Source organism: Actinoplanes philippinensis, from assembly GCF_900113015.1.
GTDB lineage: Bacteria > Actinomycetota > Actinomycetes > Mycobacteriales > Micromonosporaceae > Actinoplanes > Actinoplanes philippinensis.
The window spans coordinates 135,761-159,747 of the sequence record NZ_FONV01000013.1; the positions used below are offsets into that span (position 1 = coordinate 135,761).

At 71.1% G+C, this 23,987-nt stretch carries 27 protein-coding genes; 8 read left to right on the forward strand and 19 right to left on the reverse strand.

All coding sequences use genetic code 11. From position 1 onward, the window contains the following. Positions 1–34: 34 nt before the first annotated feature. The 14 genes from BM290_RS32870 to BM290_RS32935 form a co-directional block, all read right to left on the reverse strand. Positions 35–415: a DUF3099 domain-containing protein gene (locus BM290_RS32870; RefSeq protein ID WP_093619817.1), complete on the reverse strand. Its 381-nt coding sequence runs from the start codon at positions 413–415 to the stop codon at positions 35–37. 67 nt (positions 416–482) lie between these two features. Further along, entirely contained in the window at positions 483–1,061 is a 579-nt protein-coding gene (locus BM290_RS32875; RefSeq protein ID WP_093619818.1) for an HhH-GPD-type base excision DNA repair protein, read from the reverse strand. Then, the gene (locus BM290_RS32880; protein ID WP_093619819.1) at positions 1,058–1,585 is read right to left on the reverse strand and encodes a GAF domain-containing protein; all 528 of its coding nucleotides are present in this window, start codon (positions 1,583–1,585) and stop codon (positions 1,058–1,060) included. The genes BM290_RS32875 and BM290_RS32880 overlap by 4 nt, the downstream gene beginning before the upstream one ends. Continuing rightward, the gene (locus BM290_RS32885; protein WP_093619820.1) at positions 1,582–1,854 is read right to left on the reverse strand and encodes a hypothetical protein; all 273 of its coding nucleotides are present in this window, start codon (positions 1,852–1,854) and stop codon (positions 1,582–1,584) included. The genes BM290_RS32880 and BM290_RS32885 overlap by 4 nt, the downstream gene beginning before the upstream one ends. 33 nt (positions 1,855–1,887) lie before the next feature. Continuing rightward, positions 1,888–2,934: a methyl-accepting chemotaxis protein gene (locus BM290_RS32890; RefSeq protein ID WP_093619821.1), complete on the reverse strand. Its 1,047-nt coding sequence runs from the start codon at positions 2,932–2,934 to the stop codon at positions 1,888–1,890. Positions 2,935–2,963: 29 nt separating this feature from the next. Continuing rightward, a complete protein-coding gene (locus BM290_RS32895; protein ID WP_093619822.1) occupies positions 2,964–3,335 on the reverse strand; it encodes a response regulator in 372 nt (123 codons plus the stop codon). Next, positions 3,332–3,607, reverse strand: a complete 276-nt coding sequence (locus BM290_RS32900; protein ID WP_177319994.1) for a hypothetical protein — start codon at positions 3,605–3,607, stop codon at positions 3,332–3,334. The genes BM290_RS32895 and BM290_RS32900 overlap by 4 nt, the downstream gene beginning before the upstream one ends. Continuing rightward, on the reverse strand, positions 3,588–5,963 hold the full coding sequence (locus BM290_RS32905) for a chemotaxis protein CheW (RefSeq protein WP_093619823.1): 2,376 nt from the start codon (positions 5,961–5,963) through the stop codon (positions 3,588–3,590). The genes BM290_RS32900 and BM290_RS32905 overlap by 20 nt, the downstream gene beginning before the upstream one ends. Beyond that, complete coding sequence (locus BM290_RS32910) at positions 5,960–6,358, reverse strand: response regulator (protein WP_093619824.1); 399 nt, start codon at positions 6,356–6,358, stop codon at positions 5,960–5,962. Before BM290_RS32910 ends, BM290_RS32905 begins: the two co-directional genes overlap by 4 nt. Then, positions 6,358–7,224 (reverse strand): CheR family methyltransferase, encoded by an 867-nt coding sequence (locus BM290_RS32915; protein WP_093619825.1) that lies wholly within the window; start codon positions 7,222–7,224, stop codon positions 6,358–6,360. Before BM290_RS32915 ends, BM290_RS32910 begins: the two co-directional genes overlap by 1 nt. After that, complete coding sequence (locus tag BM290_RS32920) at positions 7,224–7,847, reverse strand: HEAT repeat domain-containing protein (protein WP_093619826.1); 624 nt, start codon at positions 7,845–7,847, stop codon at positions 7,224–7,226. Before BM290_RS32920 ends, BM290_RS32915 begins: the two co-directional genes overlap by 1 nt. A 23-nt stretch (positions 7,848–7,870) precedes the next feature. After that, positions 7,871–8,932, reverse strand: coding sequence for a chemotaxis-specific protein-glutamate methyltransferase CheB (gene cheB / locus BM290_RS32925; RefSeq protein WP_093619978.1), 1,062 nt, complete (start codon positions 8,930–8,932; stop codon positions 7,871–7,873). 14 nt (positions 8,933–8,946) lie between these two features. Then, on the reverse strand, positions 8,947–10,518 hold the full coding sequence (locus tag BM290_RS32930; protein ID WP_093619827.1) for a chemotaxis protein CheW: 1,572 nt from the start codon (positions 10,516–10,518) through the stop codon (positions 8,947–8,949). 22 nt (positions 10,519–10,540) lie between these two features. Next, positions 10,541–12,481: a methyl-accepting chemotaxis protein gene (locus BM290_RS32935; RefSeq protein ID WP_093619828.1), complete on the reverse strand. Its 1,941-nt coding sequence runs from the start codon at positions 12,479–12,481 to the stop codon at positions 10,541–10,543. A 247-nt stretch (positions 12,482–12,728) separates the two neighbouring features. On the opposite strand from BM290_RS32935, the gene BM290_RS32940 reads away from it, so the two are divergent. Together BM290_RS32940 and dtd are read left to right on the forward strand one after the other, a co-directional pair. Continuing rightward, a complete protein-coding gene (locus tag BM290_RS32940) occupies positions 12,729–12,977 on the forward strand; it encodes a hypothetical protein (RefSeq protein ID WP_177319995.1) in 249 nt (82 codons plus the stop codon). A gap of 65 nt (positions 12,978–13,042) precedes the next feature. Beyond that, complete coding sequence (dtd, locus tag BM290_RS32945; RefSeq protein ID WP_093619829.1) at positions 13,043–13,462, forward strand: D-aminoacyl-tRNA deacylase; 420 nt, start codon at positions 13,043–13,045, stop codon at positions 13,460–13,462. On the opposite strand, the gene BM290_RS32950 is transcribed toward dtd, so the two are convergent. Next, positions 13,459–14,247: a sporulation protein gene (locus BM290_RS32950; RefSeq protein ID WP_093619830.1), complete on the reverse strand. Its 789-nt coding sequence runs from the start codon at positions 14,245–14,247 to the stop codon at positions 13,459–13,461. The two genes, dtd and BM290_RS32950, sit on opposite strands and share 4 nt — an antisense overlap. A gap of 275 nt (positions 14,248–14,522) precedes the next feature. On the opposite strand from BM290_RS32950, the gene sigB reads away from it, so the two are divergent. After that, positions 14,523–15,476, forward strand: a complete 954-nt coding sequence (gene sigB / locus BM290_RS32955; RefSeq protein ID WP_239143833.1) for an RNA polymerase sigma factor SigB — start codon at positions 14,523–14,525, stop codon at positions 15,474–15,476. On the opposite strand, the gene BM290_RS32960 is transcribed toward sigB, so the two are convergent. Both BM290_RS32960 and BM290_RS32965 read right to left on the reverse strand, forming a co-directional pair. After that, complete coding sequence (locus BM290_RS32960) at positions 15,473–18,028, reverse strand: bifunctional acetate--CoA ligase family protein/GNAT family N-acetyltransferase (protein WP_093619831.1); 2,556 nt, start codon at positions 18,026–18,028, stop codon at positions 15,473–15,475. The two genes, sigB and BM290_RS32960, sit on opposite strands and share 4 nt — an antisense overlap. A gap of 3 nt (positions 18,029–18,031) precedes the next feature. Beyond that, positions 18,032–19,213, reverse strand: a complete 1,182-nt coding sequence (locus BM290_RS32965; protein WP_093619980.1) for an acetoin utilization protein AcuC — start codon at positions 19,211–19,213, stop codon at positions 18,032–18,034. A gap of 151 nt (positions 19,214–19,364) precedes the next feature. Between BM290_RS32965 and BM290_RS32970 the strand changes: the two genes are divergently transcribed. Beyond that, the gene (locus tag BM290_RS32970; protein ID WP_093619832.1) at positions 19,365–20,054 is read left to right on the forward strand and encodes an iron-dependent transcriptional repressor DtxR; all 690 of its coding nucleotides are present in this window, start codon (positions 19,365–19,367) and stop codon (positions 20,052–20,054) included. Here BM290_RS32970 and BM290_RS32975 read toward each other — a convergent pair. Together BM290_RS32975 and BM290_RS32980 are read right to left on the reverse strand one after the other, a co-directional pair. Beyond that, positions 20,051–20,617, reverse strand: a complete 567-nt coding sequence (locus BM290_RS32975) for a hypothetical protein (RefSeq protein WP_093619833.1) — start codon at positions 20,615–20,617, stop codon at positions 20,051–20,053. The genes BM290_RS32970 and BM290_RS32975 overlap by 4 nt on opposite strands. Positions 20,618–20,684: 67 nt before the next feature. After that, positions 20,685–20,906, reverse strand: a complete 222-nt coding sequence (locus BM290_RS32980) for a C1orf53 family protein (RefSeq protein ID WP_093619834.1) — start codon at positions 20,904–20,906, stop codon at positions 20,685–20,687. A gap of 53 nt (positions 20,907–20,959) precedes the next feature. Between BM290_RS32980 and BM290_RS32985 the strand changes: the two genes are divergently transcribed. The 4 genes from BM290_RS32985 (at position 20,960) to BM290_RS33000 (ending at position 23,982) form a co-directional block, all read left to right on the forward strand. After that, the gene (locus BM290_RS32985; RefSeq protein WP_093619835.1) at positions 20,960–21,418 is read left to right on the forward strand and encodes a MerR family transcriptional regulator; all 459 of its coding nucleotides are present in this window, start codon (positions 20,960–20,962) and stop codon (positions 21,416–21,418) included. Further along, positions 21,415–22,317 (forward strand): alpha/beta fold hydrolase, encoded by a 903-nt coding sequence (locus BM290_RS32990; RefSeq protein ID WP_093619836.1) that lies wholly within the window; start codon positions 21,415–21,417, stop codon positions 22,315–22,317. Before BM290_RS32985 ends, BM290_RS32990 begins: the two co-directional genes overlap by 4 nt. Positions 22,318–22,398: 81 nt before the next feature. Further along, positions 22,399–22,947 (forward strand): hypothetical protein, encoded by a 549-nt coding sequence (locus BM290_RS32995; protein ID WP_093619837.1) that lies wholly within the window; start codon positions 22,399–22,401, stop codon positions 22,945–22,947. Positions 22,948–23,016: 69 nt separating this feature from the next. Beyond that, the gene (locus BM290_RS33000; protein ID WP_093619838.1) at positions 23,017–23,982 is read left to right on the forward strand and encodes an SGNH/GDSL hydrolase family protein; all 966 of its coding nucleotides are present in this window, start codon (positions 23,017–23,019) and stop codon (positions 23,980–23,982) included. Positions 23,983–23,987 lie beyond the last annotated feature (5 nt).

Consider the following 23,987-nt stretch of genomic DNA (forward strand, 5'->3'; position numbering starts at 1 on the left):
CCGTACCGCCGCGGGGGTTTGATCTTGAGGGTTTTCAGTCCTTGCGGGAGCGGGGGTCGTCGACCACCTCGGCGTCGATGGTGATGTAGTCGGGCTCCGGGGGTGGCTCGGTGAGGGCGCGGCGGACGTCCTCGCGGGCGGCGGCGTCGGCCGCTCGCTCCTCCCTGGTCTTGGGGGGACGGTCGTTGGCGATCAGCACGGCCATCCACGGGAGCAGGACCATGCCCAGGGCACACAGCGCCAGCCAGAGCGGCAGGAGCGGGACCCGGGCACTGATCAGGATCCCGCCGAGGATCAGGCAGAGTGCCCGCACGCTCATCATCGTGACGTAGCGGATCTGGCGGCTGCGAAGCTGATCGTCCTGGCTGCGAGCGGCATCGGTGATCAACACCGGACGCTCCGGGTGCTTCTTCACGCGAGGTCTCCGATCGACCCCGCCATCCTCCCACCGGCCGGGCCGTCCCGCCCACCGGGGCCGGGACTCAGGCCTCTTTTGCCGCTTTCGCCTCGGCCTTGACCTGCTTCTTGTAGGCGCGGACCCGGGCCAGGGACGCGGCGTCGACGATGTCGGCGACCGACTTGTAGGAGCCCTCCTCGCCGTAGCCGCCGGCCGCCTCGCGCCAGCCCTCGGGCCGGACGTCGCAGAGCTTGCCGAGCAGCGCCACGAAGATCTGCGCCTTCTGCTTGCCGAAGCCGGGCAGCGCGAGGATCCGCCGGTAGAGCTCGGCGCCGGTGGCCGCGTCGCGCCAGAGGCCGGCGGGGTCGCCGGCGTACTCGTCGGTGATGACGCGGCAGACCTCCTGCGCCCGAGCCGCCATCGCCTTCGGGAAGCGGTGCAGCGCGGGCGGCTCGGAGAAGATCGCGACCAGCGCCTCCGGGTCGAAGTCGGCCAGCTCGGCGGCGGTGGGCTCGTGGCCGAGCCGCTGCGCCAGCACCCACGGTGAGGTGAACGCCTTCTCCAGGGTGATCTGCTGGTCCAGCACGATTCCGAGGGTCACCGCGAGCGGGTCGCGGTTGAGCAGGTCGTTGGCTTCGGCGGGCACCGGCAGGGAGAACGTCACGGCACCATGATGGCAGGCTCGGCCCGTGCCTCGATGCGGCGGACCGTCTCCGCGGCCAGCTCGCGCATGATCCGCAGCTCGTCGTCGCCGAAGTCGCGGGGACGGACGTCCAGGCCGCACAGGCCACCGATCACCACGCCGTCGCTGGTGATCAGGGGCGCCGCCACGTACGACCGCACGCCCTCGACGGTGACCAGCGGATTGTCGCGGTAGGCCGGGTCCGCGGCGAAGTCACCGACGAACCAGGGCTTCGGGGTTCGCAGCATCGGCAGGCAGAACGCCCACTCGATCGGGGTGCCGCCGGCCTCGCCGATCCACTCGGGAACCGGGCCGGCGCCGGCCAGGAAGACCTGCGCGCCGTCGAGCAGCACGCTGATCACCGCGAACGGGGTGTCGATCCGTCCGGTGACCGACTCCACCATCTCGGTCAGCTCGGGCCGCTCCATCTGCCGGTCCACGCCGATCCGGGCCAGCGCGAGCAGCCGCCGCCGGTCGTGGAGTTCCGGGTACGTGTCCAGGATCACGCCTTGACCGTCCTGGCGAGCGCTTCGTAGGTGATGATGCGGACCTTGAGCGAGCGGCCGGCCACCCGGCTCAGCTCGCCGACCTCCATCACGTGCTCGGCGACACGCCGCAGTTCGGCGGGTGTGCTGACCGGGCGCCGGAGGCCGAGCGCCTGCACCGACAGGCCCCACAGTCCCTCGGCCATCTGTGGCCCGACGAGGTCCGCGAGAGCCCTCACGGCGTCCTGCTCGGTCGGCTGGTCCTGGCCGTAGTTCTCGATGCGGGCCATGGCGGCACCTCTCGCTGGGCTGGTCATCGCTGGTCAGAACAGTTCGATGAGGGGTTCGGCGTCGGTGTGCTCGGCGCCGCCGGTCTGCGCGGCGTGCGTGGTCCGCTGCCGGGACATCACGTGCTTGGCACGGAGGTCCTCCACGCTGATCCGGCGGGCCATCAGTTCCTCCTCGGTGAGGCCGCCACTGACGTAGGCCACGACGTCCTCGGTCTGCCGCCGGACGTCGCCGACCGCCTCGGCGACGTGCTCCAGCATCTGCCGGCTGATGTCCTGGAACTGGACGTGCCCGACCGCGCCGGTGGTCTCCGAGGTGAGCGCGTCCGAGCTGCGCTGCACCTGGTCGGCGGCCTTGACGGTGTCCTTGAGGATGCCGGCGACCATCTCCGACATCTCCCGCTGGGCGTTGGCGATGCCGCCGAGCCGCCGGGTCATGGCGGTCTCCTCGCTGGTCTCCGGCATGTCCTGGGCGCGGTCGAACTGGCTGTCGTCGGAGAGGACCGCGTCCAGCTTGGCGGTCAGGTCGCCGATGCTCGAGCCGATGCCGTGCGCGGCCTCGGCCGACCGGTGGGCCAGCTTGCGGACCTCGTCGGCGACGACCGAGAAGCCCTCGCCGGCCTCCCCGGCCCGGACCGCCTCGATCATCGCGTTCAGGGCGAGGATGTTGGTCGCCCGGCTGACCTCCTCGATCTGCTTGACGTGCTGGTCGAGCTCGCGCATCTGGTCGACCAGCGCCCGGATCTGGTGGTCGCGGTGCAGGAAGTACGAGATCAGGCGGCCCACCAGCTGGTCGTTGCCGGCGCTGACCTGGCTCAGCTCGGTCTCGGTCCGGGTGAGGGTGCCGGCGAGCTGTGCCACGTCGCCGGCCATCACCTCCGCCAGTGAGTCGACCTTCACGAGCTGCTGGATGATCGCGTACGCGGCCTCACCGGTCTGCTCGATGACGTCGTGCACGTGCCCGTCGACCACGTCGCAGTACGACGGGACCGCGTCGAGCGCGCCGGCCACCACGTCGGGGCGCAGCGCCGGCTCCTCCGGCTCGGCCTGGGCCAGCGAGAGCTTGCGGAGAAGACTTGGCATGCGATACCTCCGTTTCGCCGGTCAGTCGGTCAGGCCCCGGGGAGAACCTGCTTGATCACGCCGAGAAGCTGGTCCGGGCCGACCGGCTTGACCAGCCATCCGGTGGCGCCGGCGGCCTTCGCCTCGGCACGCTTGGTCTGCTCCGACTCGGTGGTCAGCATGAGGATCGGGGTGAAACGCATGCCCGGGGCCTTGCGGGCCTCGCGGGCGAAGGTGATCCCGTCCATCTGCGGCATGTTGACGTCGCTGATGATCAGGTTCGGCTTGACACCCTTGCCGAGCTTGTCGAGCGCCTCCTTGCCGTGGCCCGCGGTCTCGACGGCGTAACCCGCCTTCGTGAGGATGGACTTCAGGCTCATGAGCATGGTGGCGGAGTCGTCGACGAGCATCACAGTGGTCATGGAGGATCGCTTCCCTGCTTGTGGGCTGGGCCGTTGCTCCCGGTGAGCAGCGGCAGCACCTGAGCCGCCAGGAAGGCGTCATTCGGCGCTGAAGAAATCTTCGGCTTGAAAAGAAGCAGGGCCTGGAGTGCGCCGGTGTGCAGATGGTTGCATCGGCGCAGGGACACCTTCGGCCGCTTGGCGGTCCGCAGCCATCCGGCCAGCTGCTCCACCTCGTCGACGGTGACCACACCGACCAGGTTGGCGGTCTCCTCATGCAACTCGAGCGGCAAGGCCGAGCACCTCCTTCATGTTGAGCACCAGCAGGACGAGACCGTCGCCCAGCAGGGCGGTTCCGGAGAACTCGTCGGCGTACGCCAGCAGGCCCTCCATCGGCTTGAGGATGACGTCGACCTCGCGGTGGAACTGTTCGACCAGCAGGCCGACCCGCTGGTTGTTCACGCTGACCACGAGGATCGGACGGTCGGCGCCCTCGGCGAGCGTCCACGGCATGTCCAGGGCACGGGCGAGGTCGACGACCGGGACCACCTCGCCGCGCATCATCACCACCTCCTGGTGCAGCACCCGGCTCATCTCGCCGGCGGGCACGCGGACCGTCTCGACGACCAGGTCCACCGGGATGCCGAAGCGCTGCCCCGCGACGCTGACCACCATCACCTGGGTGACCGCCATCGACAGCGGCAGCCGCAGCCGGGTGGACGTGCCCTGGCCCAGCTTGGAGCGCATCGTGACGGTCCCGCCGAGCTTCTCCACGCTGGCCCGGACGGCGTCCATGCCGACTCCCCGCCCGGAGAGGTCCGAAACCTGGTCGGCGGTCGAGAACCCCGGACGGAAGACCAGGTCGACGGCCTCGGTGTCGGTCAGGGTCTCCAGCTCCTCCTCGGAGATCAGGCCTTTCTCGTACGCCTTGCGTTTGACCCGCTCCGGGTCGACACCTCGTCCGTCGTCCGCCACCTCGACGATGACCGCGTCGCCGTCGGCCACCGCGGCGAGGGTCAGTTTGGCCGCGCCGTGCTTGCCGGCCGCGAGCCGTTCCTCGGCCGTCTCGATGCCGTGGTCGAGGCTGTTGCGCACCAGGTGCACCAGCGGGTCGCCGAGCGCCTCGATGACGTCCTTGTCGGCCATCGTGTCCTCGCCCTCGGTGACCAGGTCGATGGTCTTGCCGAGCCGCCGGCTGAGGTCGCGCACCAGTCGCGGGAACCGGCCGAAGGCCACCGACAGCGGCAGCATCCGGACGTCCATGACGGCCGCCTGCAGCTCCTCGGCGATCCGGTGCATGCCCGCGTACTGGTCCTTGATGCGGCGGCTGAGCACCCGGCTGCCGAACTCCTCCTCGGCCGCGTCGGCCAGGAAGGTCAGGCCGTTCTTCGCCACGTTCAGCTCGCCGACCAGCTCCATCAGCCGGTCCACCTTCTCCTGGTCGACCTTGAGGACGCGGGTGCCGACCTGACCGCCCGGGTCGTCGGCGCGGCCGGGCGCATCGGCCGGGACCACCATCGGCGGGGGCGGCGGCACCGCTACGTCGGACATGTCCGACATCGGCGCCGCCATGGCCGGGGCGGGCGCGGCCTCACCGGCGAGCCGGGCGACCGTCGCGAGCAACTCGTCCGGGCCGGACTCGGCCAGGTCCACCGGCACGCCGAGGGCGCGGGCCGCCGCGGTGACCGCGTGCCGTACCGACCGCAGCCGGGGCCCCTCGTTGACCACGCCCTCCATGGTCAGGGCGCTGTGCGCGGCGCGGAGCACGGCCCGGGCGTCGGCGGCCAGCTCGGTGTCGATCATCGGGGTGATGGCGACGGTGACCGGCTCCTCCGCGGTGAGCGGTGGCTCGCCGCTGAGGTGGCGGGTGATCGCGCCGGCGTCCAGCTCGACGATCTCGATCTGGTCGGGGACGTAGCGGAACAGGTAGTCCAGCTCGCCGAGCGCGGCCCGGGTGGCCACGACGAAGGAGATCAGGCAGGTGTACTCGTCGTAGTCCTCCGGGTCGGGCCAGGCCGGCGGCTGCACCAGGCCGAGCCGTTCCAGGGCGGGCACCTGCCGGACCAGGTGGAGCGGGTCCTCGGCCCGGAAGAAGCAGTCGGTGTCCGGCGTGTAGTGGACGAACCGCATGGTCGACGAGGTGGTGCCGAGCCAGGCGGCGATCTCGGTGAGCCACTCCGCGTCGAACCAGGCCAGCCAGTCGGGGGCCGCGCTGATCACCGGAGCCGGGACGCCGGCGGTCGCGGCGGCCGGGGCGGTGTCGCCGCCGCCGAGCGGGGAGCGCAGCCGGGTGATCAGGCCGGCCGCGTCGCCGCCGGCGCTGGCCGGGAGCCGCTCGTGCGCGGTGACGTGCGCAAGCCAGCCGCGGATCAGGTCGAACGCGGCCAGCAGGTCGTCGGTCATCTGGGAGTCGAGTGCCAGCCGGCCGCCGCGGACCGCGTCGAGCAGGTCCTCGGCGGCGTGGGTGAGCCGGGTCAGCTCCGGGAAGTCGAAGAGGCCGGACGAGCCCTTGAAGGTGTGCGCGGCCCGGAACACCTCGTTGACCAGCTCCGGGTCGCCGGGCACCCGCTCCAGCTGGAGCAGGCCCTCGTCGACCTGGGCCAGCAGGTCGTTCGCCTCAGCCAGGAACTGGGCGAGCAGCGGGTTCATGCCGCCACCTCCACGGCGGTGAGCATGCCGGCGACCCGGACCAGACGATCGCCGGCCACCGGTTTGACCAGATAGAGGTTCGCGCCGGCCCGGTACGCCCGCTCGGCGTCGCCCGGCCGGTCCTCGGTGCTGATCATGACGACCGGCGCGGCGGTGCCGACCGTCTCCGAGCGCAGCGACTCGACGCAGGCGTATCCGTTCATCTTCGGCATGTTCACGTCGACGACGAAGAGGTCGAACTCGGCGCCGAGAGCCGCCTCGACCGCTTCCAGGCCGTTCGCCGCCTCGCTCACCTCGAACCCGGCGTCGGTGAGCAGGCTGGAGTGGTAGAGCCGCACCGTGGCGGCGTCGTCGACGACGAGCACCCTGGCTCTGGTCGGGGTATCCGAGGTCATCACTTGGCTCCGGTCGGTCGCTGGTAGACGAGGCCCTCCGGCAGGCGGGTCGGCGTGAAGATCGGCGAGATCCGGCTCATCGACTCGGAGTGGCCGAGGAACAGGTAGCCGCCGGGGCGCATGGCGCCGTACAGGTTCTCGGCGGCCCGGCGGCTGGACAGCTCGTCGAAGTAGATGAGCACGTTGCGGCAGAAGACGATGTCGAAGTCGCGGAACGAGCGCATCGCCGCGGTGTCGCAGATGTTCACCTTGTGCAGGGTCACGGCGCTGCGGATGCCCTCGTCGACCTGGTACCGGCCGGCGCCGACCGCGACGAAGTACTTGTTCAGCCAGGCCTTCGGCACCCGTTGCACGGACCGTTCGCCGTAACTGGCGTGCGCGGCCTTGGCGAGCACGTCGCTGTCGATGTCGGCGCCGTGGATCTCGACGTCCACGTGGTCGATCTGGTCCCACTCCTCGAGCAGGCGCAGCGCGATCGAGTACGGCTCCTCGCCGGTCGAGCAGGGCAGCGACAGGATCTTGACGGGGCCGGCGATCCGGCTGATGCCCCCGCGGGCCGCCAGCACGTTCGGCAGCACCGTGGTGAGCATCGCGTCGAACTGGTAGTCCTCGCGCAGGAAGTACGTCTCGTTGACGGTGAGCTGGTTGATCAGCTCCTGCAGCATGGGCCCCTGGTCGGAGGTCCGCAGCGCCGCGAACCAGCTGCCGAACGTGTCGTACGGGGAGTTGCGGATGCACGTGTCGATCCGCTTGTCGACAAAGTACCGCTTCGCCGACGTGAAGTGGATCCCGGTGCGCTTGTAGAAGTACTCACAGAACCGGGTGAAGTCCGCGTCGGACAGCCCGGTGGCGGCGGCGCCGGCCATCACGCCGTCCCGGTCAGCCGGGGCAGCGCCGTGTTCACCGTGAACCGCAGGAACGGATCGTCGGGGAAGCGCTCCACGGCGTCGCGCAGCAGCTGGGCGTCCTCGGCCGTGGCCGACGGCAGGAGCGCGTCGATCGCCCCGGTCACCACGTTCGGGTGCGGGTCCTCGCAGATCATCTTGACCAGCCAGTCATGTGCCTCCGGATGCGGCAGGTCGGCCAGCACCATCGCGGTCATCACCCGTACGTCGTGGTCGGGGGCGGCGAGCAGGTCGGGCAGCAGCGCCGGGACCGAGCGCGGCATGGTGGCCAGCGCCGCCGCGACCGCCGTCCGCAAGACGGCCTCGTCGCTGGCCAGGTGGACGGCGAGACCGCCGGCGACCTCCTCGGTGTCGCGGGCCGCGAGCGTGGTGAGGATCGACTCCAGGACCCTCGGGTCCTTCTCGGTGCCGACCCGGGCGAGCAGCTCGGGCACCGCCTCGGCGGCTTCGACGAGACCGAGCGCGGCCTCCCGGCGGCAGTCCGGGTCCGGGTCGTCCAGTTGACCGAGCAGCGTCCCGGTGTCGGGCGGCTCGGGCAGGACCTCCTCCGGCTCCCGCGGGGCCTGCTTGCGGACGAGTCCCATCGTGGTTCCCTCCTCCTCAGCGCTCAGCGGACCCAGTCGGCCAGCTTCTCGGCGATCTCGTACGCCGGCAGCACGACGGAGGCCCCGCCGCGACGGGCGAGCTCCCCCGGCATGCCCCACACCACGGCGGTCTCCTCGGCCTCGGCGATGGTCCGGCCGCCGCCCTCCTTGACCGCTGTCATCTCCTTGGCGCCGTCGTCACCCATGCCGGTGAGCAGCGCGCACACCAGCCGTTCCGGGTCGATGTACCGGCGCGCCGAGGCGACCAGCCGGTCCACGCTCGGATGCCAGCGATACTCGGGCGTGGCCGGCACGCTCTTGACGATCAGCCCATCGGTACGGCGAGCGACCACCACGTCGGCGTTGCCCCGTCCGATGTAGATGTTCCCGCGCTGCACCGTCATGATCCGGTCGACCTCGTGCACCCGCAGCGCGCAGATCTCGTCCAGCCGGCGGGCCAGCGCCCCGGTGAACGAGGCCGGGATGTGCTGGGCCACCACCACCGGCGCGCCGAGGGTGCCCGGCAACTGCGGGAGCAGGTCGGACAGCAGCGCCGGGCCACCGGTCGACGAGCCGATCAGGACCAGGTCCACCGCGCCGACCGCGCCGATCTCCCGCCTGGGCGGCGTGGCGGCGACCCGCTTGCTGTGCGCCTTGATCCGGGCGCTCAGCCCGCCGGCCCGCTTGATCTTCGCCGCCGACGCGTTGCGCACCTTGTTGATCAGGTCGGCCGAGACCTCGTCGATGTTCAGCGACACGGTGCCGCCGGGCTTGGGCACGTAGTCCACCGCGCCGAGCTCCAGCGCCTCCAGCGTGACCAGGGCGTTGTGCTCGGTCAGCGAGGAGACCATGACGACCGGGGTGGGCTGCTCCTCCATGATCCGGGCGAGGCAGGTGAGCCCGTCCATCTCCGGCATGTTGATGTCCAGGGTCACCACGTCGGGTTGGAGGCGACCGAGCTGCTCCAGCGCGTCCACCCCGTTGCGGGCGGTGTGCACCTCGAAGTCACCGGCATCGGTGAGGATCCCCTTGAGCGCGCGCCGCATCAGCGCCGAGTCGTCGACCACGAGTACGGACGTAGGCACCGGCAAGACTCCGATCAGACCCCGACGAGCACTTCGTCGGGCACCGTCACACAGAGCTCCGTGACCTGATCCGCCTGGCCCGCCGCGAGCAGCTGGTCGACCTGGACGAGCAGGAGCATCCGCTGCTGCTCGGGCAGGTTCGCCACCCGGGACACCACCCGGGCCTGCTCGGCGGAGAGCTCCGGCGCCGGCTCCAGCACGTTGCGGCCGACCCGGGCCACCTCGGCCACCGAGTCCACGATGAACCCGGTCCGTACCCCGCCGATGATCAGCACCACGATCCGCTGCCGCTCGTCGCGCTCGGTACGGGGCAGCCCGAGCCGGGTCCGCAGGTCCACCACCGGCAGCACCGTCCCGCGCAGGTTCACGAGGCCCTCCACGAAGTCGTACGACTTCGGCACCCGGATCAGCGACTCCGGCACCCGGATGATCTCCTGCACCGCGTCGACGTCGACGGCGTACTCCTCGTCGTCGAGGCGGAACACCACGAACAGCTCCTCGTCGCCGCGCCCGTCGTCGGCCGCGTCGCTGCGTTCGTCGACCATGTCGCGCTCGTCCTCCTGCCGGTAGTCGGCGATCTCGTTGCGTACCTCCGGCGAGTCGAACATCCGGTTCACGCTCAGCACCGAGACCAGCCGCTTGCCGTCCTCGAGCCGGCACACCGACTCCACCTCGGTCTTGCGGCCCTCCCCGGCCACCACACTGGGCAAGGGGGCGACCAGCTGGTGCGGCACCCGCAGCACCTCGCGCACGGTGTCCATCACCACGCCGACCACGCCACCGTCGATGGAGACCACCACGATCCGGTTCTGCGGCTCCAGCGGCGTCACCGGCAGCCCGAAGACCCGGCGCATGCTCACCACCGGCAGCAGCCGGCCGCGCAGGTCGATCACGCCGAGCACCCGGCTGCCCGCGTTCGGCACGTGGCTCACCGACTCGGGGGCCTGCACGATCTCCTGCACCTGGTCGATCGGGAGGGCGTACTCCTGGCCCTCGACGGCGAAGCTGACCAGCTCCAGGGTGTCGTCGAGATCCGCGTCGGCGTCGCTCTCCTCGGAGACCCGGGCCACCGCCGAGTTGTCGCGCCCGCCGGCCTTCTGCGAGGCGAGCCGGGTGAACTGGCTGCCGATCAGCCGGTCCACGTCCAGCACGGTGGTCATCTCGCCCTCGCCGGACTTGATCACCCCGACCAGCACGTCCGAGTTGACCGTCGACTGCACCGACTCGGCCGGCTCGACCTGCTGCGGATCGATGCTGATCACGCTGGACACCCGGTCGACGACGAAGCCGAGCGGCACTCCGCCGTCCACCACGATCACCCGGGTGGTCTCGTCGTGTTCGGTCTGCTCCATCGTGCAGCACGTCCGCAGGCTGACCACCGGCAGGACCCGGCCGCGCAGGTTGGCCAGGCCCTCCAGAGACGGCGGCCCGAGCGGCACCTTCACCACGGCCGGCATCCGGATGATCTCCTGGACCCGTTGCATCGGGAAGGCGTAGCGCTCCCCCGCCATGTCGAACGTGACGAAGTCGCTGTTCTCGTCGAACTCCTCGTCGGCTTCGCGGGCGAGATCCTCGGCGGTATCCATCGTGTGATCCCTTTCCGGGGCGTCAGGCGGCGTTCTGCAGCTCGTCGGCGAGCGCGGCGATCTCCTCGACCGCGGCCGCGAGCTCCTCGGCGCCCTGGGCCTGTTCCCGGGCCGCGGTGGACGCCTGGCCGGCCAGTTGCTCGGCCTGGTTGGCGGCCGACGAGATCTGCTCCAGGCCGGTCTTGACCTCGCCCAGGTTGCTGGCGATGGCCTGCGCCGACTCGCGGACCTCCTCGTTGCCGCCGCGGACCTGCTGCATGTCGCGCTCGATCTCCTCGAGCCGGGCGGTGGTGGCCTTCGCCGACTCCACCTCGGCCAGCGACAGCCGGCTGGTCTCCTCCAGGTCGGCACGGACCTCGACGATCCGGTCCTGCACCGACTTGACCAGGTCCTTGATCCGGTCGGCGTTGTCCGCCGAGTCGCGGGCCAGGTTGCGGATGTCGGTGGAGACCACGGCGAAGCCCTTGCCGAACTCGCCGGCCCGGGCCGACTCGACCGACCCGTTCACGGCCAGCATGTTGGTCTGGATCGACACGTTCGCGATGGCGTCCACGATCTTGTCGATCCGGCGGGAGATCTGCTCCAGCTCGGTCACCTTGCGGACGTTCTCGATGCCCTCCCGGGCGGCGGTGCCGATCGCGGTGATCATCGAGTCGACCGCCTGCTTGTTCGTGGCCAGCAGCTCCAGGATCACGTCGGCGCGCTCGACCGCGGCCCCGCCCCGGGTGGACGAGAGCTGGGCGCCCTGCTCGATCTGGTTCACCGCCTCGGCGGTCTGCTGGCCCTTCTCGGCGGCCGTACGCGCGCCGGTGTTGATCTCGTTGATCGCCACGTTGATCTGGGTGGCGGCCCGGTTGATCTCCTCCACCGCCGCGGACAGCTCCTCGGCCGCGGAGGCCACCTCCTCGGCGCTCTTGGCGATGTCGGTGCTGCTGCGCAGTGTCTCGGAGACCTCGGCCAGCGCCTCTGCGGCCTGCTCGCTCTGCCGCAGGGCCTGGGTCTGCTGCGCCACCGTCTGCAGCGACTCCTCGCAGGCCGCGGACTGCTGCTCGGCCGCCGCGGCGATCTCCTCGGACCGTTGCTTGGCACTGCCCGCAGCCTTCCTGGCCTGCTCGGCGGCGGCCGCCATCTCGGTCGCCCCGGCCATGATCGTGCCCATGTCGGCGCGGATCGTCTCCAGCTGCGAGGTGATCGTCATGCCCTTCTCCACCTCGCCGCGGGCGGTCTCGGCGGAGGTCTGCACCGCGCCGGCGATCTCGGTGACGCTGTTGCGCACCTCGTCGATCAGGTCGCGGATCTGCCGGGCGCTGCGCTCACTGGTCTCCGCCAGCGTGCGGACCTCGTCGGCGACGACCGCGAAGCCCTTGCCGTGCTGCCGGGCCCGGGCCGCCTCGATCGCGGCGTTCAGTGCCAGCAGGTTGGTCTGGTCGGCGATGTGCGCGACCGTCTTGACGATCTCGCCGATCTCGTCGGCCTGCTTCTCCAGCTCGGTGATGGTCGCCACCGAGGCGCTCTGCCGGGTCGACGCGCTGTCCACGTTCGCCAGCAGGTTGCTGATCCCGTTGCGGGTCTCGTTCAACAGGTTCTGCAGGGCCTGGCTCAGGTCGGCGACCTGACGGGTGGTCTGCTGCTGGCCGCCGACCTGCTCCTCGATCTGGTTCATCGCGGCGAGGCTCTGCTGGGTCGCGCCGGAGGCCTGCTCGGCGCCGGCCGCGATCTGCTGCATCGCCTCGGAGAGCTGGCGGGACGCCTCGGCGGCCTCGGCGTTCTGTGCGGAGATCTCGGCGGTGGCGGCGGCTATCCGCTCCGCCGCCTGCTGCTGTTTGGCCACCGACCGGGCCTGACGCCGGTTCGCGTCCGGGTCGCCTCCCTTGGCCGGGCGGGCCGCCGCCGGCTGACCGGCCGGACGGGTCGCTCGGGAGGTGTCGGCGCCGCGCCCGGTGGCGGTGCTGGTGAGGGGCATGGGTTGAACTCCCATCTGAGTCCGGTCGATCCGGCGCAGGGACAAGTCGCCTGGATCGGGGCACGTCGGTCGCTCACTGACGGAGCTCACATTTCGACGACCCCCTCCGACCAGGCAAATCCTGGCACCGCCCTAAACCTCGACGACGCGATATTCACGGAGTTCACGATCAACAGCGCGGGTTTGGCCCCGTCGGCACCGGGCAAACGGGGACATCTATCGCATTGACCGAACGGGAGGGTGGACGATGAGCGACTCACGATCCGACGAACTGTCCAGCACGCTCGACGCGCAGACCGATGTCGAGGAGCTGCGCAACGGTGGGCCGGCTCCGGCCGAGGGCATCATGACCACGACCGGAGGCACCGCCGGGCCGGCCAGCTTCCCGAACCGGGCGCGCACCGGGCCCGGCGTGGCGAACACGACCACCGGGGACGCCACCACGGGCGCCCTGCGCACCCCGCCGGAGCAGTACACCAGCGACACGGCCGGCTGAGCCGTTCGGATAACGTCCGTCCCGGCTCCGCGACCCGCGCGGGGACCGGGACGGACGGGAACCTGATGCGAGCCCTGGTGCAGACCGTGAACCGGGCGGCCGTGACCGTCGACGGAACGATCGTCGGCGAGATCACGGACGGCCTCCTGGTGCTGGTCGGCGTGACCCACGACGACACCCCGGCCAAGGCCGCCGAACTGGCCCGCAAGACGTGGGAGCTGCGGGTGCTGGACGACCGCTCGGCCGCCGACCTGGGCGCGCCGCTGCTGGTGATCAGCCAGTTCACCCTCTACGGCGACGCGCGCAAGGGCCGCCGCCCCAGCTGGAGCGCGGCCGCGCCGGCCGAGGTCGCCGAACCGCTGATCGAGGAGTACGTGAAAGCACTGCGCGCCCGGGGAGCGACGGTGGAGACCGGCCGCTTCCGGGCGCACATGCTGGTGGAATCGGTGAACGTCGGACCGTGCACGGTCCTGCTGGAGCTCTAGAAGAACAGGCCCCGGCGTGAGGCGGACTGGCGCAGCCACTGGTCCAGCCGGGACACCCAGTCGATCTGGTCGGCGCTCGCGTAGTCGACGTCGAAGCTGCCGAACGCGTCGTGACCCTCGGTGAAGACGCCGCCACGCTTGTCCAGCTCCAGCACCACCTGCAGCTTCTGCGGGGTCGGCAGGAAGGTCAGCTCCAGCTGGTTGATGCCGCCGGCGTACTGCGGCGGCGGGTAGAACTCGATCTCCTGGTAGAACGGCAGGTGCTGCTCCACCCCGTAGACCCGGCCCTGCTCCACGTCGGCCTTGCTGAACCGGAAGCCGATCTGCAGCAGCGCGTTGAGGATCCGCTCCTGGGCCGGCAGCGGGTGCACGGCCACCGTGTCCAGGTCCGACTTGTCGACCGCGCGAGCCACCTCGAGCTCGGTGGCCAGGCCCATCGTCATGCCGTGCAGGTGCTGGCCGTACACCTCGGTGATCGGGGTCTGCCAGGGCACCTCGAACCGGAACGGCACGTCGTGGCGCACGCCGGGCTCCAGTTTGAACGAGCCGGTCAGGCGCTGGCGGTGGAACTCCTGGTTCGACTGGTACTCGCTGTCGCCGCTCTCCACCTCGACCCGGGTCATCAGGCCGATCGCCACATACTCGATGTCGACCGCGTGATCACCACCGACCACGTGGACGTGCCCCTCGAGGTACCCGCCCGGGTAGGTGTTCGGATTGGTCAGCACGGTGTCGACCGACGGGCCGCCCACGCCGAGCGCTTGCATCATTCGCTTGAAGACCACGCAGATCCCCCTCCTAGGGCCGAACACATTATCGAGTTCCGGCAAGTTCCACGCACGGTGACCGAAACCCACGTTTGTCGGTTTGGCGACGTCAGGGTTCTCCCCGATTCATGCCACCTGGACGCTGGCCTCACCTCCGCTTAACGCGCCACGGACGAAGCTAGCCCTCACACCGGCACGGATGCGGCTGGTACGCACGAGACGTTACTCGGGGGAGGGGACTCGAAGTGGTCCTGAACATGAAGGCGTCGGAGTCCATGGCGGCTGAGGACAGCATGACCGACGATGTCGAGCCGCTGGCCGACCTGGACGCCACGGATGAGCGCGGAGTCTCCGCCGACCTCGTTCGCGCCTACCTCAACGGCATCGGCCGGACCCGGCTGCTCACCGCCGTCGAGGAGGTGACGCTCTCCAAGCGCATCGAGGCCGGCCTCTACGCGGAGGAGAAGCTGCCGTCGGCGCCCGCCGACCTGGCGCCTCTGCTGCGCATCATCGCCGCGGAGGGCAAGTCCGCGAAGAACCACCTGCTCGAGGCGAACCTGCGCCTCGTCGTCAGCATCGCGAAGCGGTACACGGGCCGGGGCATGGCGTTCCTCGACCTGATCCAGGAGGGCAACCTCGGCCTGATCCGCGCGGTCGAGAAGTTCGACTACACCAAGGGCTACAAGTTCTCCACGTACGCCACCTGGTGGATCCGTCAGGCCATCACCCGCGCCATGGCCGACCAGGCCCGCACCATCCGGATCCCGGTGCACATGGTCGAGCAGGTCAACCGGATGGTCCGCTGCCGGCGCGACCTGGCCGCCCAGCTCGGCCGCGAGCCCAGCATCGCCGAGATCGCCAAGGCGATGGACGTCCCGGAGTTCCAGGTCATCGAGCTGATCTCGTACGACCGGGAGCCGGTCAGCCTGGACCAGGCCGTCGGTGAGGACGGCGAGAGCGCCCTCGGTGACTTCGTCGCCGCCGTCGACCCGAACGTGCCCGGCGAGGGCCACACCCAGGGCGAGCTGCGCAGCGAGGTGGAGATCGTGCTGGCCACCCTCTCCGAGCGGGAGTCCGCGGTGATCCGGCTCCGCTTCGGCCTCGACGACGGCCGGCAGCGCACGCTCGACGAGGTGGGCCGCGAGTTCGGTCTCAGCCGCGAGCGGATCCGCCAGATCGAGAAGGTCACGATGCTGAAGCTGCGTGACCCGGAGCGGGCGTCCCGCCTCGAGGCATACGCCTCCTAAATGCTCCGCAACCTCCGGGGGCCGGTGTCCGGCCGGGCCCCCGGGTCGCCGAACTCGATCGCTGCGTGCAGCACGGACCAGCCGTCCGGGCGGGCCAGCACCGGGTTCAGCGTCAGCGACCGGACCCGCGGGTGCTCGTCGGCGAGCCGGCCCACCCGCAGCAGCAGATCGATCAGGGCGGCCCGGTCCACCGGCGTGGACCCGCGGTAACCGTGCAGCAGCGGGGCCGCCCGTGGCTCGTCGACGAGCGCCTCGGCGGCCCGGTCGGTGAGCGGCGCGGCTCGCCACGCCAGATCGCCGAGCAACTCACTGGCGACGCCACCGAGGCCGAAACCGATCACCGGGCCGAACGCCGGGTCCTCGACCATCTCGATCGTGCAGGCGACGCCCGGCGCGACCATGGTCTGCACCAGGACGTCCGGGCCGAAGGCGTCGGCCAGCTCACCGTACGCCTCGCGTACCCCCTGCTCGCCGGAGACCGCGAGGCGCACCGCGCCGAGGTCGATCCGATGCCGCAAGGCCCCTCCCGCCGCTTTGAGCGCGACCGGGAAACCCAGCTCGACCGCTGCCGCGACGGCCTCGTCCACACTGTGCGCCAGCGTCGACGGCAGCACCGGGACGCCGTAGGCGGCGAGCAGCCCGGTCGGTGACTCGGCGGCGACCGCGGCCTCCGCGGCGACCGGGTCCACACCGGACAGAGCCGGCATGACACCCGGCGGGCGGCGCAGCCAGTCGGCGTAACCCACCACCCGGGCCAGCGCGCGGACCGCCTCCTCGACCGAGGGATAGGCGGGCACCCGCGGCGGCGCCTGACCGAAGACCATCGTCGCGACCGTCGGTTTCTCCCCGGCCAGGGCCACACTCGCCAGCGCCGCGGTGAAATCCGCGTCCTCGTCGGCGTGCCGGCCCGGCATCGGCGGGGCGAAGACCACCACCAGCGCGTCCACCGACGGGTCGACGGCCGCGTCGGCCAGCGTGTCGGCCAGATCGTGGGCGCCCGCCTCCGGGCCGGTGTCGCGCGGGTAGCCGTCGGCCACCACCAGCCCGGCGGAGCGGCAGGCCACCACGGCGAGCGCGGCCAGCGCCGACGAGTTGCCGACCACGGCGACCCGGCGGCCGGCCGGCAGCGGCTGATGCGCCAGCAGCATGCCGACGTCGAAAAGCTCCTGAACGGTGTCCACCCGGATCACCCCGGACCGGGCGAACAGGGCGGTCACCGCATGCGCGTCGGGGCTGGGCGCATCGCCGGAGAGGCCGGGCGGGCGGGTCGCCGAGGCCACCGCCACCACCGGCTTGACCCGGCTGATCCGGCGGGCCAGGCGGGCGAACTTGCGCGGGTTGCCGAAGGTCTCCAGGTAGAGCAGGACCACGTCGGTGCCGGGGTCGTCCTGCCAATACTGCAGGAGGTCGTTGCCGGAGACGTCGGCCCGGTTGCCGGCCGACACGAAGCTGGACAGGCCCAGCCCGCGACGATCGGCCTCGGCCAGCAGGGCGACCCCGAGCGCGCCGCTCTGGCTGAAGAATCCGACACGGCCCGCCATCGGCAGACGTGGCGAGAGGGTGGCGTTCAGCCGTACCCCCGGGTCGGTGTTGGCGATCCCGAAGCTGCTCGGGCCCACCACCCGCAACCCGGCAGCCCGTGCCGCCTCCACCAGGCCGCGCTGCTGCGCGGCGCCCTCCGGGCCGGTCTCGGCGAAGCCCGCCGAGACCACCACCCCACCGCCCGCCCCGGCGCGGGCCGCATCTCGCCCGGCCTCCGCGACCCGGTCGGCCGGCACAGCGATCAGGGCCAGGTCGATCGGGACACCGGCATCGGCAGCGCTGCGGTACGCCGTGAGCCCCGCCACACGTTCAGCGGAGGGATGCACGGGCACCACATGCCCGGTGTAGCCGCCGTCGCGCAGATTGCCGAGCATGTGCGCGCCGATCCCGTGGCCGGTGGCGCTGGCGCCGTAGATGGCGATGCCCCGCGGCGCCAGCAACCGCGCGATCGACCGTGCCTCGGTGAGATGCTCGCGGGACTCCTGCACCTCCCGCGACTTCTCGGTCGGCTCGATCGGGAAACTGAGGTGGACCACACCGTCGGCGTAGCGGCGCTGCACCTGATAGCCGGTGTCGCCGAAGACGCGCAGCATCCCGTTGTTCTCCGGGAGGACCTCGGCGACGAACCGGGTGATCCCGTTCTCCCGGGCGGCGTCGGCGAGATGCTCCAGCAGCACCGACCCGATCCCCCGGCCCTGATGCGCGTCCTCCACCACGAACGCGACCTCGGCGTCCGGCGAGTCCGGGCCGAGCCGCTCATACCGCCCGACCGAGGTGATCCGGCCGTCGGCGATCGTCACGAACGCCTCACGGTCACGGTGGTCGACGTTGACGAACCGGTGCAGGTCACGCTCCGGGATCCGCGGGTAGGGCGAGAAGTAGCGCAGATAGCGGGTGCGGTCGCTCATCCGGGAGTGGAAGTCCACGATGGCCGGGGCGTCCTCCGGCCGGATCCGGCGCAGGTGCACGGCCGTCCCGTCGGAGAGGAGAACGTCTGCGCTGCGCTCCATGAGTCAATCCCGGGGATCGTGGGGGTCCAGGCCGTGCAACGGGAAGACCGCGGTCCGGGTGGCGAGAACGGCCCGGTCCACCGGGTCCTCGCTCGTCCCCGGCCAGGACTCGATCGGAGGCTCTGTCCCGTCGGTCATCGCCTCCGGAATCGTAGCCTCCGGCCGGCGCGCCGCCGCCAGCGTGCGCCACCGCTGCGGGATGCGCGTCTCCGGCGCCAGCGGCTCCCCGGTGGCCACCGCGAGCAGGTGCGCCCAGGCCCGGGGAACCACCTCGACCAGCGCATATCCTCCGCCGCCGGTGGCCACCCAGCGGCCGTCGCAGACCTCGTCGGCGAGCGCGCGCATCGCGATGTAGGCGGCGCGCTGACCGTCCACCGACAGCCGCAGGTCGGCCAGCGGGTCGAGCCGGTGCGCGTCGGCGCCGCACTGGCTGATGATGATCTCCGGGGCGAAGGCGCGGACCACCGACGGCACCACGGCGTGGAAGGCCCGCAGCCAGCCGGCATCGCCGGTGCCCGGCGGCAGCGGCACGTTGACGGCGGTGCCCTCGGCGCCCGGCCCGCCGATCTCGTCGGCGAAGCCGGTGCCCGGGAAGAGCGCGAGCGGCGACTCGTGCAGGCTGATCGTGAGCACCCGCGGGTCGTCGTAGAAGACGGTCTGCACCCCGTCGCCGTGGTGCACGTCGACGTCGATGTACGCCACCCGCTGCGCGCCCTGCTCCAGCAGCCAGGCGATCGCCACCGCCGGGTCGTTGTAGACGCAGAAGCCGGCCGCGCGGGCCGGCATCGCGTGGTGCAGGCCGCCGGCCACGTTCACCGCGCGCCGGGCCACCCCGTGCCACACCGCTCCGGCAGCGGCCAGGGTGGCGCCGCAGATCCGGGCGGAGGCCTGGTGCATGTCGTCGAAAACGGGATTGTCCGGAGTGTTCAGTCCCCAGCCGCGGAAGAACGGATCGATCGGGGCGAGCCGGACCGCCTCCAGATAGTCCGCGCGGTGCACCCGGGTGAGATCGATCTCACTCGCTTCCCCAGGGGTGATCATCTGGACCCCGGGCCGGTCGAGGATGCCCAGGTCACGGGCGAGCGCCATGGTCAGCTCGACCCGCACCGGATTGAGAGGATGATCGCCCATGTCGTAGTCGAGCAGGGCGCTGTCCCAGACCACCGCCGTCGTGTCGTCCGCCATGCCCGCCATGCTGCCATGCGCCGGACGTCCCCCGGTCGTGGCGATGTGCTGTTAGCACACGTGTTCCGCCGTCGGGTAGGGTCGTCAGGCACTTGTCCGGGGCGGAGGTCAACCCTGCGCAACGCGGTATTATCGCTGCTGGGAGGGCCGCATCGTGAACGATCTCGTCGATACCACCGAGATGTACCTGCGCACCATTCTCGAGCTTGAGGAAGAGGGTGTGCCCGCACTCCGCGCCCGGATCGCCGAGCGCCTGCACCAGAGCGGTCCCACGGTCAGTCAGACCGTCGCGCGGATGGAGCGTGACGGCCTCCTCACCGTCGAGGGCGACCGTCATCTGGTGCTGACCGACCTCGGCCGTACGTCGGCTGTCGCGGTCATGCGCAAGCACCGGCTCGCCGAGCTGCTTCTGGTCAACGTCATCGGGATGCCCTACGAGGAGGCCCACGAGGAGGCCTGCCGCTGGGAGCACGTGATGAGCGACGCCGTCGAGAAGCGGGTCTACGAGCTGCTCAACAAGCCGACCCGCTCGCCGTACGGGAATCCGATCCCGGGTCTCGACCACCTCGGCGCGCCCGACGACACCTCCGACATCCTGGTGCACGGTGAGCGCAACCTGGCGTTCCCCGGGCTCAGCGGCAGTGTCGTCATCCAGCGGATCTGCGAGAGCGTGCAGACCAACTCCGACGTGCTGCGCCAGTTGCACGCCGCAGGGATAAATCCGGGCACGACGGTGACCGTGGCCCAGGAGCGTGACGGGGTGACCATCGACGGCTCGGCCGGTGACAAGATCCGGCTGCCGCGGGAGGTCGCGTCCCGGGTGTTCGTGGCGGCGCGCTAGCCGTTCGTGGTGCTCAGAGCTTTCGCCAGCTCCAGGAGCTTCGCGTTCATGTCCTTCACGTCGGCCGCCGTGGCGTCCTTCGCGAAGGTGAACCGGAGCGTCTGGAGCTGTTTGGCCTCACTGAGCCAGCCGATCTCCACTGTCGGGCCGTGCTCGCCGGACGCCTTGGTGTTCATGCGATAACCGGCCTTGCCCAGCCCGGTCAGCTTCGTCGCCTTCTCCGGCATCCGGGTGTCGAGGAAGATCGTCGCGTTCGCCTTCGTGGTCTCCACGACGGACAGCGCCAGGTCCGGCCAGGGCGCGCTCAGCGTCTGCACCACGCAGGTGGAGGTGTCGTCGACCTGATCGGCGGCGGCGACCGCGAACCGGACACCGAGATTCTGCTCGATGAAGTCGTAATCCCACAGGATGCACGCGCCACCGGCCGACGCCGCGGGCAGCTCGGCCAGATCCTCGGCGGGCGAGGGTGGGGTCACGATGGTGGCGGACTCGTCGGCCGGGCTGCTGCAACCGGCGACGGCGAACAGCACGGCGGCGCCGAGAGCGGCCAGACGTGTAGGCACTAGGGATCCTCCCCGGGGGCGGGCGCACACACCGTACTGGGCGCGGGGCGATCACGGAAGAGGGCGATCAGGGGCCGGTCACGTACGGACAGTGGCGGCACCCTCGGGAGCAGCACGTCCCCCGGGCCGCCAGAAAGCCCGCGGTCAGCACGAACAGGCCGGACTCGGGATCGAGATAGCCGGCCTGGCCCGCATCGAGAGCGGCCGTGTGGGCGGCGAGGATCTCGGCGCGGCGCGGATGGTCCGGCGCGAGCCGGGACGGGTGCGGCTCGGTCAGGGGGCGACTCACGTTACGGACCCTACCGCTTGACACTCACTGTCAAGTAGGGACAGGATGCTCGTATGGACCTCGCCGGGCAGCTGCTCCGCCTGCTCGACAACCGCCTGCTCGACCCGCTGGAGATCCTCCTGCAGGACGCCGGGCCGCCCGACGCGATACGTACCCTGCTGCGCCGCCGTGTCGCCGAGTGGGCCGAGACGCTCCAGCACGGCGACGACACCGCCGCGGTCCAGGTGATCGCCCGGCTGATGGGCACGCTCTATCCCGGCGACGAAGGCTTCCAACCACCGGCCGACTGGTGGCGCACCCCGCTCGGGCAGATCGTGGTCCGGCGGGTCGGTCATCCGTACGCGGCCTCGGTGTCCCTGTCCACCGCCGGCGCGATGCTCGGCATCAGCCGGCAGGGCGTGCACGATCTCGTTCGCCGCGGCCGCCTGCCCCGCCATCCGGACGGTGGCGTGCCCGTCGCCGCCATCCGCGACCGGCTCCGCACCAACCCGCCCATCGAGGAGTCCTCATGATCAACGACCGTCTTATCGACGCCGGCAGTGTGCAGCTCGCCGTCCGCGACTTCGGTGGCGACGACCCACCGCTGCTGCTGGTGCACGGCGCCGGCGCCAACCTGGCCCACATGACCACCCTGGCCCGGGCGCTGCGCCCGCACCATCGGGTCGTCACCCTGGACCTGCGCGGCCACGGCCGCTCCGCCGACGGCGACTGGAGCTGGGACGCCGCCCTCGGCGACCTCGCGGCCGTCTGCGTCCAGCTCGAGCTGGAGCGGCCCGCCGTCGTCGGCCACTCGCTCGGCGGCATGCTCGCCGCGCTCTGGGGCCAGCGGCACCCCGAGTCCCCCGGCATCGTCAGCCTCGACGGCAACCCGCCGCCCACCCGACCCGAGCACCTGCCCGGCCTCGACCCGGAGAAGGCCGCCGCCGAGCTGGCCCGGCTGCACGAGGTCTTCGACGCCGTCGAGGCGGCCGCCGGCCAGGTGATCCCCGCCGACCAGCTGCCCGACCTGGTCGAGCGGCAGCAGATGGCGGCCCGTGACATGGGCGCCAACGAGAAGGTGTGGGTCGAGGGCTTCCGGCGCAACCTCGTCCACCTCGGCGGCGAGACGTCGATCCGCCCGTCGGCCGCGCTCACCAGCCGGCTGAGGGTCGCCATGAACGAGCTGGACCTGACGCCGGTCTACGCGGCCACCACCTGCCCCGAGCTCGTCGTCCTGCCCACCCGCAACCTGCCCCAGCAGGAGCCGTTCGCCGAGCTGTACGCCGCACACCGCCGGTTCCTCGTCGAGCAGGCCCAGTCGATCCCGCAGCTGCGTCACCTCTCGCTGGCCGACGCGTCCCACGCCATGGTGATCGAGCAGCCCACCCTGCTGGCGAAAGTGATCACCGACTTCCTCCTCGAGCATCGCTAGGGGGTCATTTCCCGCGCGGACCGGTCACATCCGACAATGTGCGTCAACGGGGGTCGGAACGCGGTCGGGGAGGAGAGCAGGATGGCCAGCCCGGAGGATCTGCAGGCGGAGGCGCGCTCGGTGCTCGCGCTGCTGGAGCCGCTGGGACCGGTGACGCCCACCGGCAGCTTCGTGTCCGGGCTGATGGTGTGGCGGGACCTGGACGTGATGCTCACCGGCGGTCCGGAGTTCGGCCCGGCAGATGTGGTCACGCTGCTGGGCCGGGCCGTGACGATCCCGGGGTTGACCGGTTTCGATTACCGCGACGAGCGTGGTGACCGGTCGCCGACCGGGAAGCCGCGGGACGAGCGGCACCATGTCGTGCTCACCGTCGGCGAGTGGCGTGTCGATCTGTCGATCTGGCTGCACGACGACCACGCCGACGTCAGCCGGTGGCACCGGGAGCTCGCCGAACGCCTGACCGACGAGGAGCGGCAGGCGATCCTCGCCATCAAGAGCGTCTGGCACCAGCGTCCGGAGTACCCGGACGAGGTCGGGGGCTTCGACATCTGCACCGCTGTCCTGGAGCACGGGGTGCGGACCGCCGTCGAGTTCGGCGTCTGGTTGCGAACCGGGCGCAACTCCCGCTGACCGGGTCAGCCGCCCATCCGGGGCCGCCGATAGCCAGGAGATGGCATCGGCACTCCAGGATGGGCAGAGATGACGCGTTCGCGGTTCGGCATGTTCGCCTCTTCGTTGGCGGGGCTCCTGTTCTGCACCGGTCTGGCAACGCCGGCCGCGGCGTCGCCCCTCGACAGGCCGCTGCGGATCATGCCGCTCGGCGACAGCATCACCGTCGGGGTCGGCTCGCCCGGGAAGAACGGGTGGCGCGCCGACCTGCAACGACGGCTGCATGACGCGGGGGTGTCCGCCGACTTCGTCGGATCCGAGAGCGATGGCACGAGCGGCGACCTCGACCACGAGGGCCACGGCGGGTGGACGATCGAGCAGATCGCCGGAATCGTCGACCAGAGCCTGTCCTCGTTCCGGCCGGACGTGGTCCTGCTGCACGCCGGCACCAACAACATCACCCGGTCCGACGACCCGGTGGCCGCCGCGGGCAAGCTGTCCGGCCTGATCGACCGGGTCCGGGCCGGCGCGCCACAGGCGGAGATCTACGTCGCGAAGATCATCGGTACGGCCGTCGCCTCGGAGGCGCCCGCCAACCGCGCGTACAACGCCCTGATCCCCGCGGTGGTCCAGCAGAAGGGCCCGCGAGTGCACCTGGTGGACCAGTCCACCGTGGCCGGGCTCGACATCTACGACGCGCACCACCCCAACGAGTTCGGCTACCGCAAGATGGCCTACACCTGGTACGAGGCGATGCGCGGCACTCTGCACCCGGAGTGGCCGGGCACCGGGAACCCGTTCAAGGCCCGTCAGGCGTACCTGTGTCACGCCTCCAGCCGGACCGAGCGGGAATGCCGGACCTGGCACCTGCGCCGGGTCATCGTGTCCGCCGAGGACGGCCGGACGGCGGACCGCTGGCAGACCGTGCGGACGGTGACCGAGCGGGTCCGGGTTCGCGAGCCGGGGCACTACCGGCGGCACCGGCACGGCAAGACCTGGGTGCCGGCCCGCTACGTCGTGAAGAACCGCAAGGTCATGCGGTGGGTCAGCAACTGAGCAGC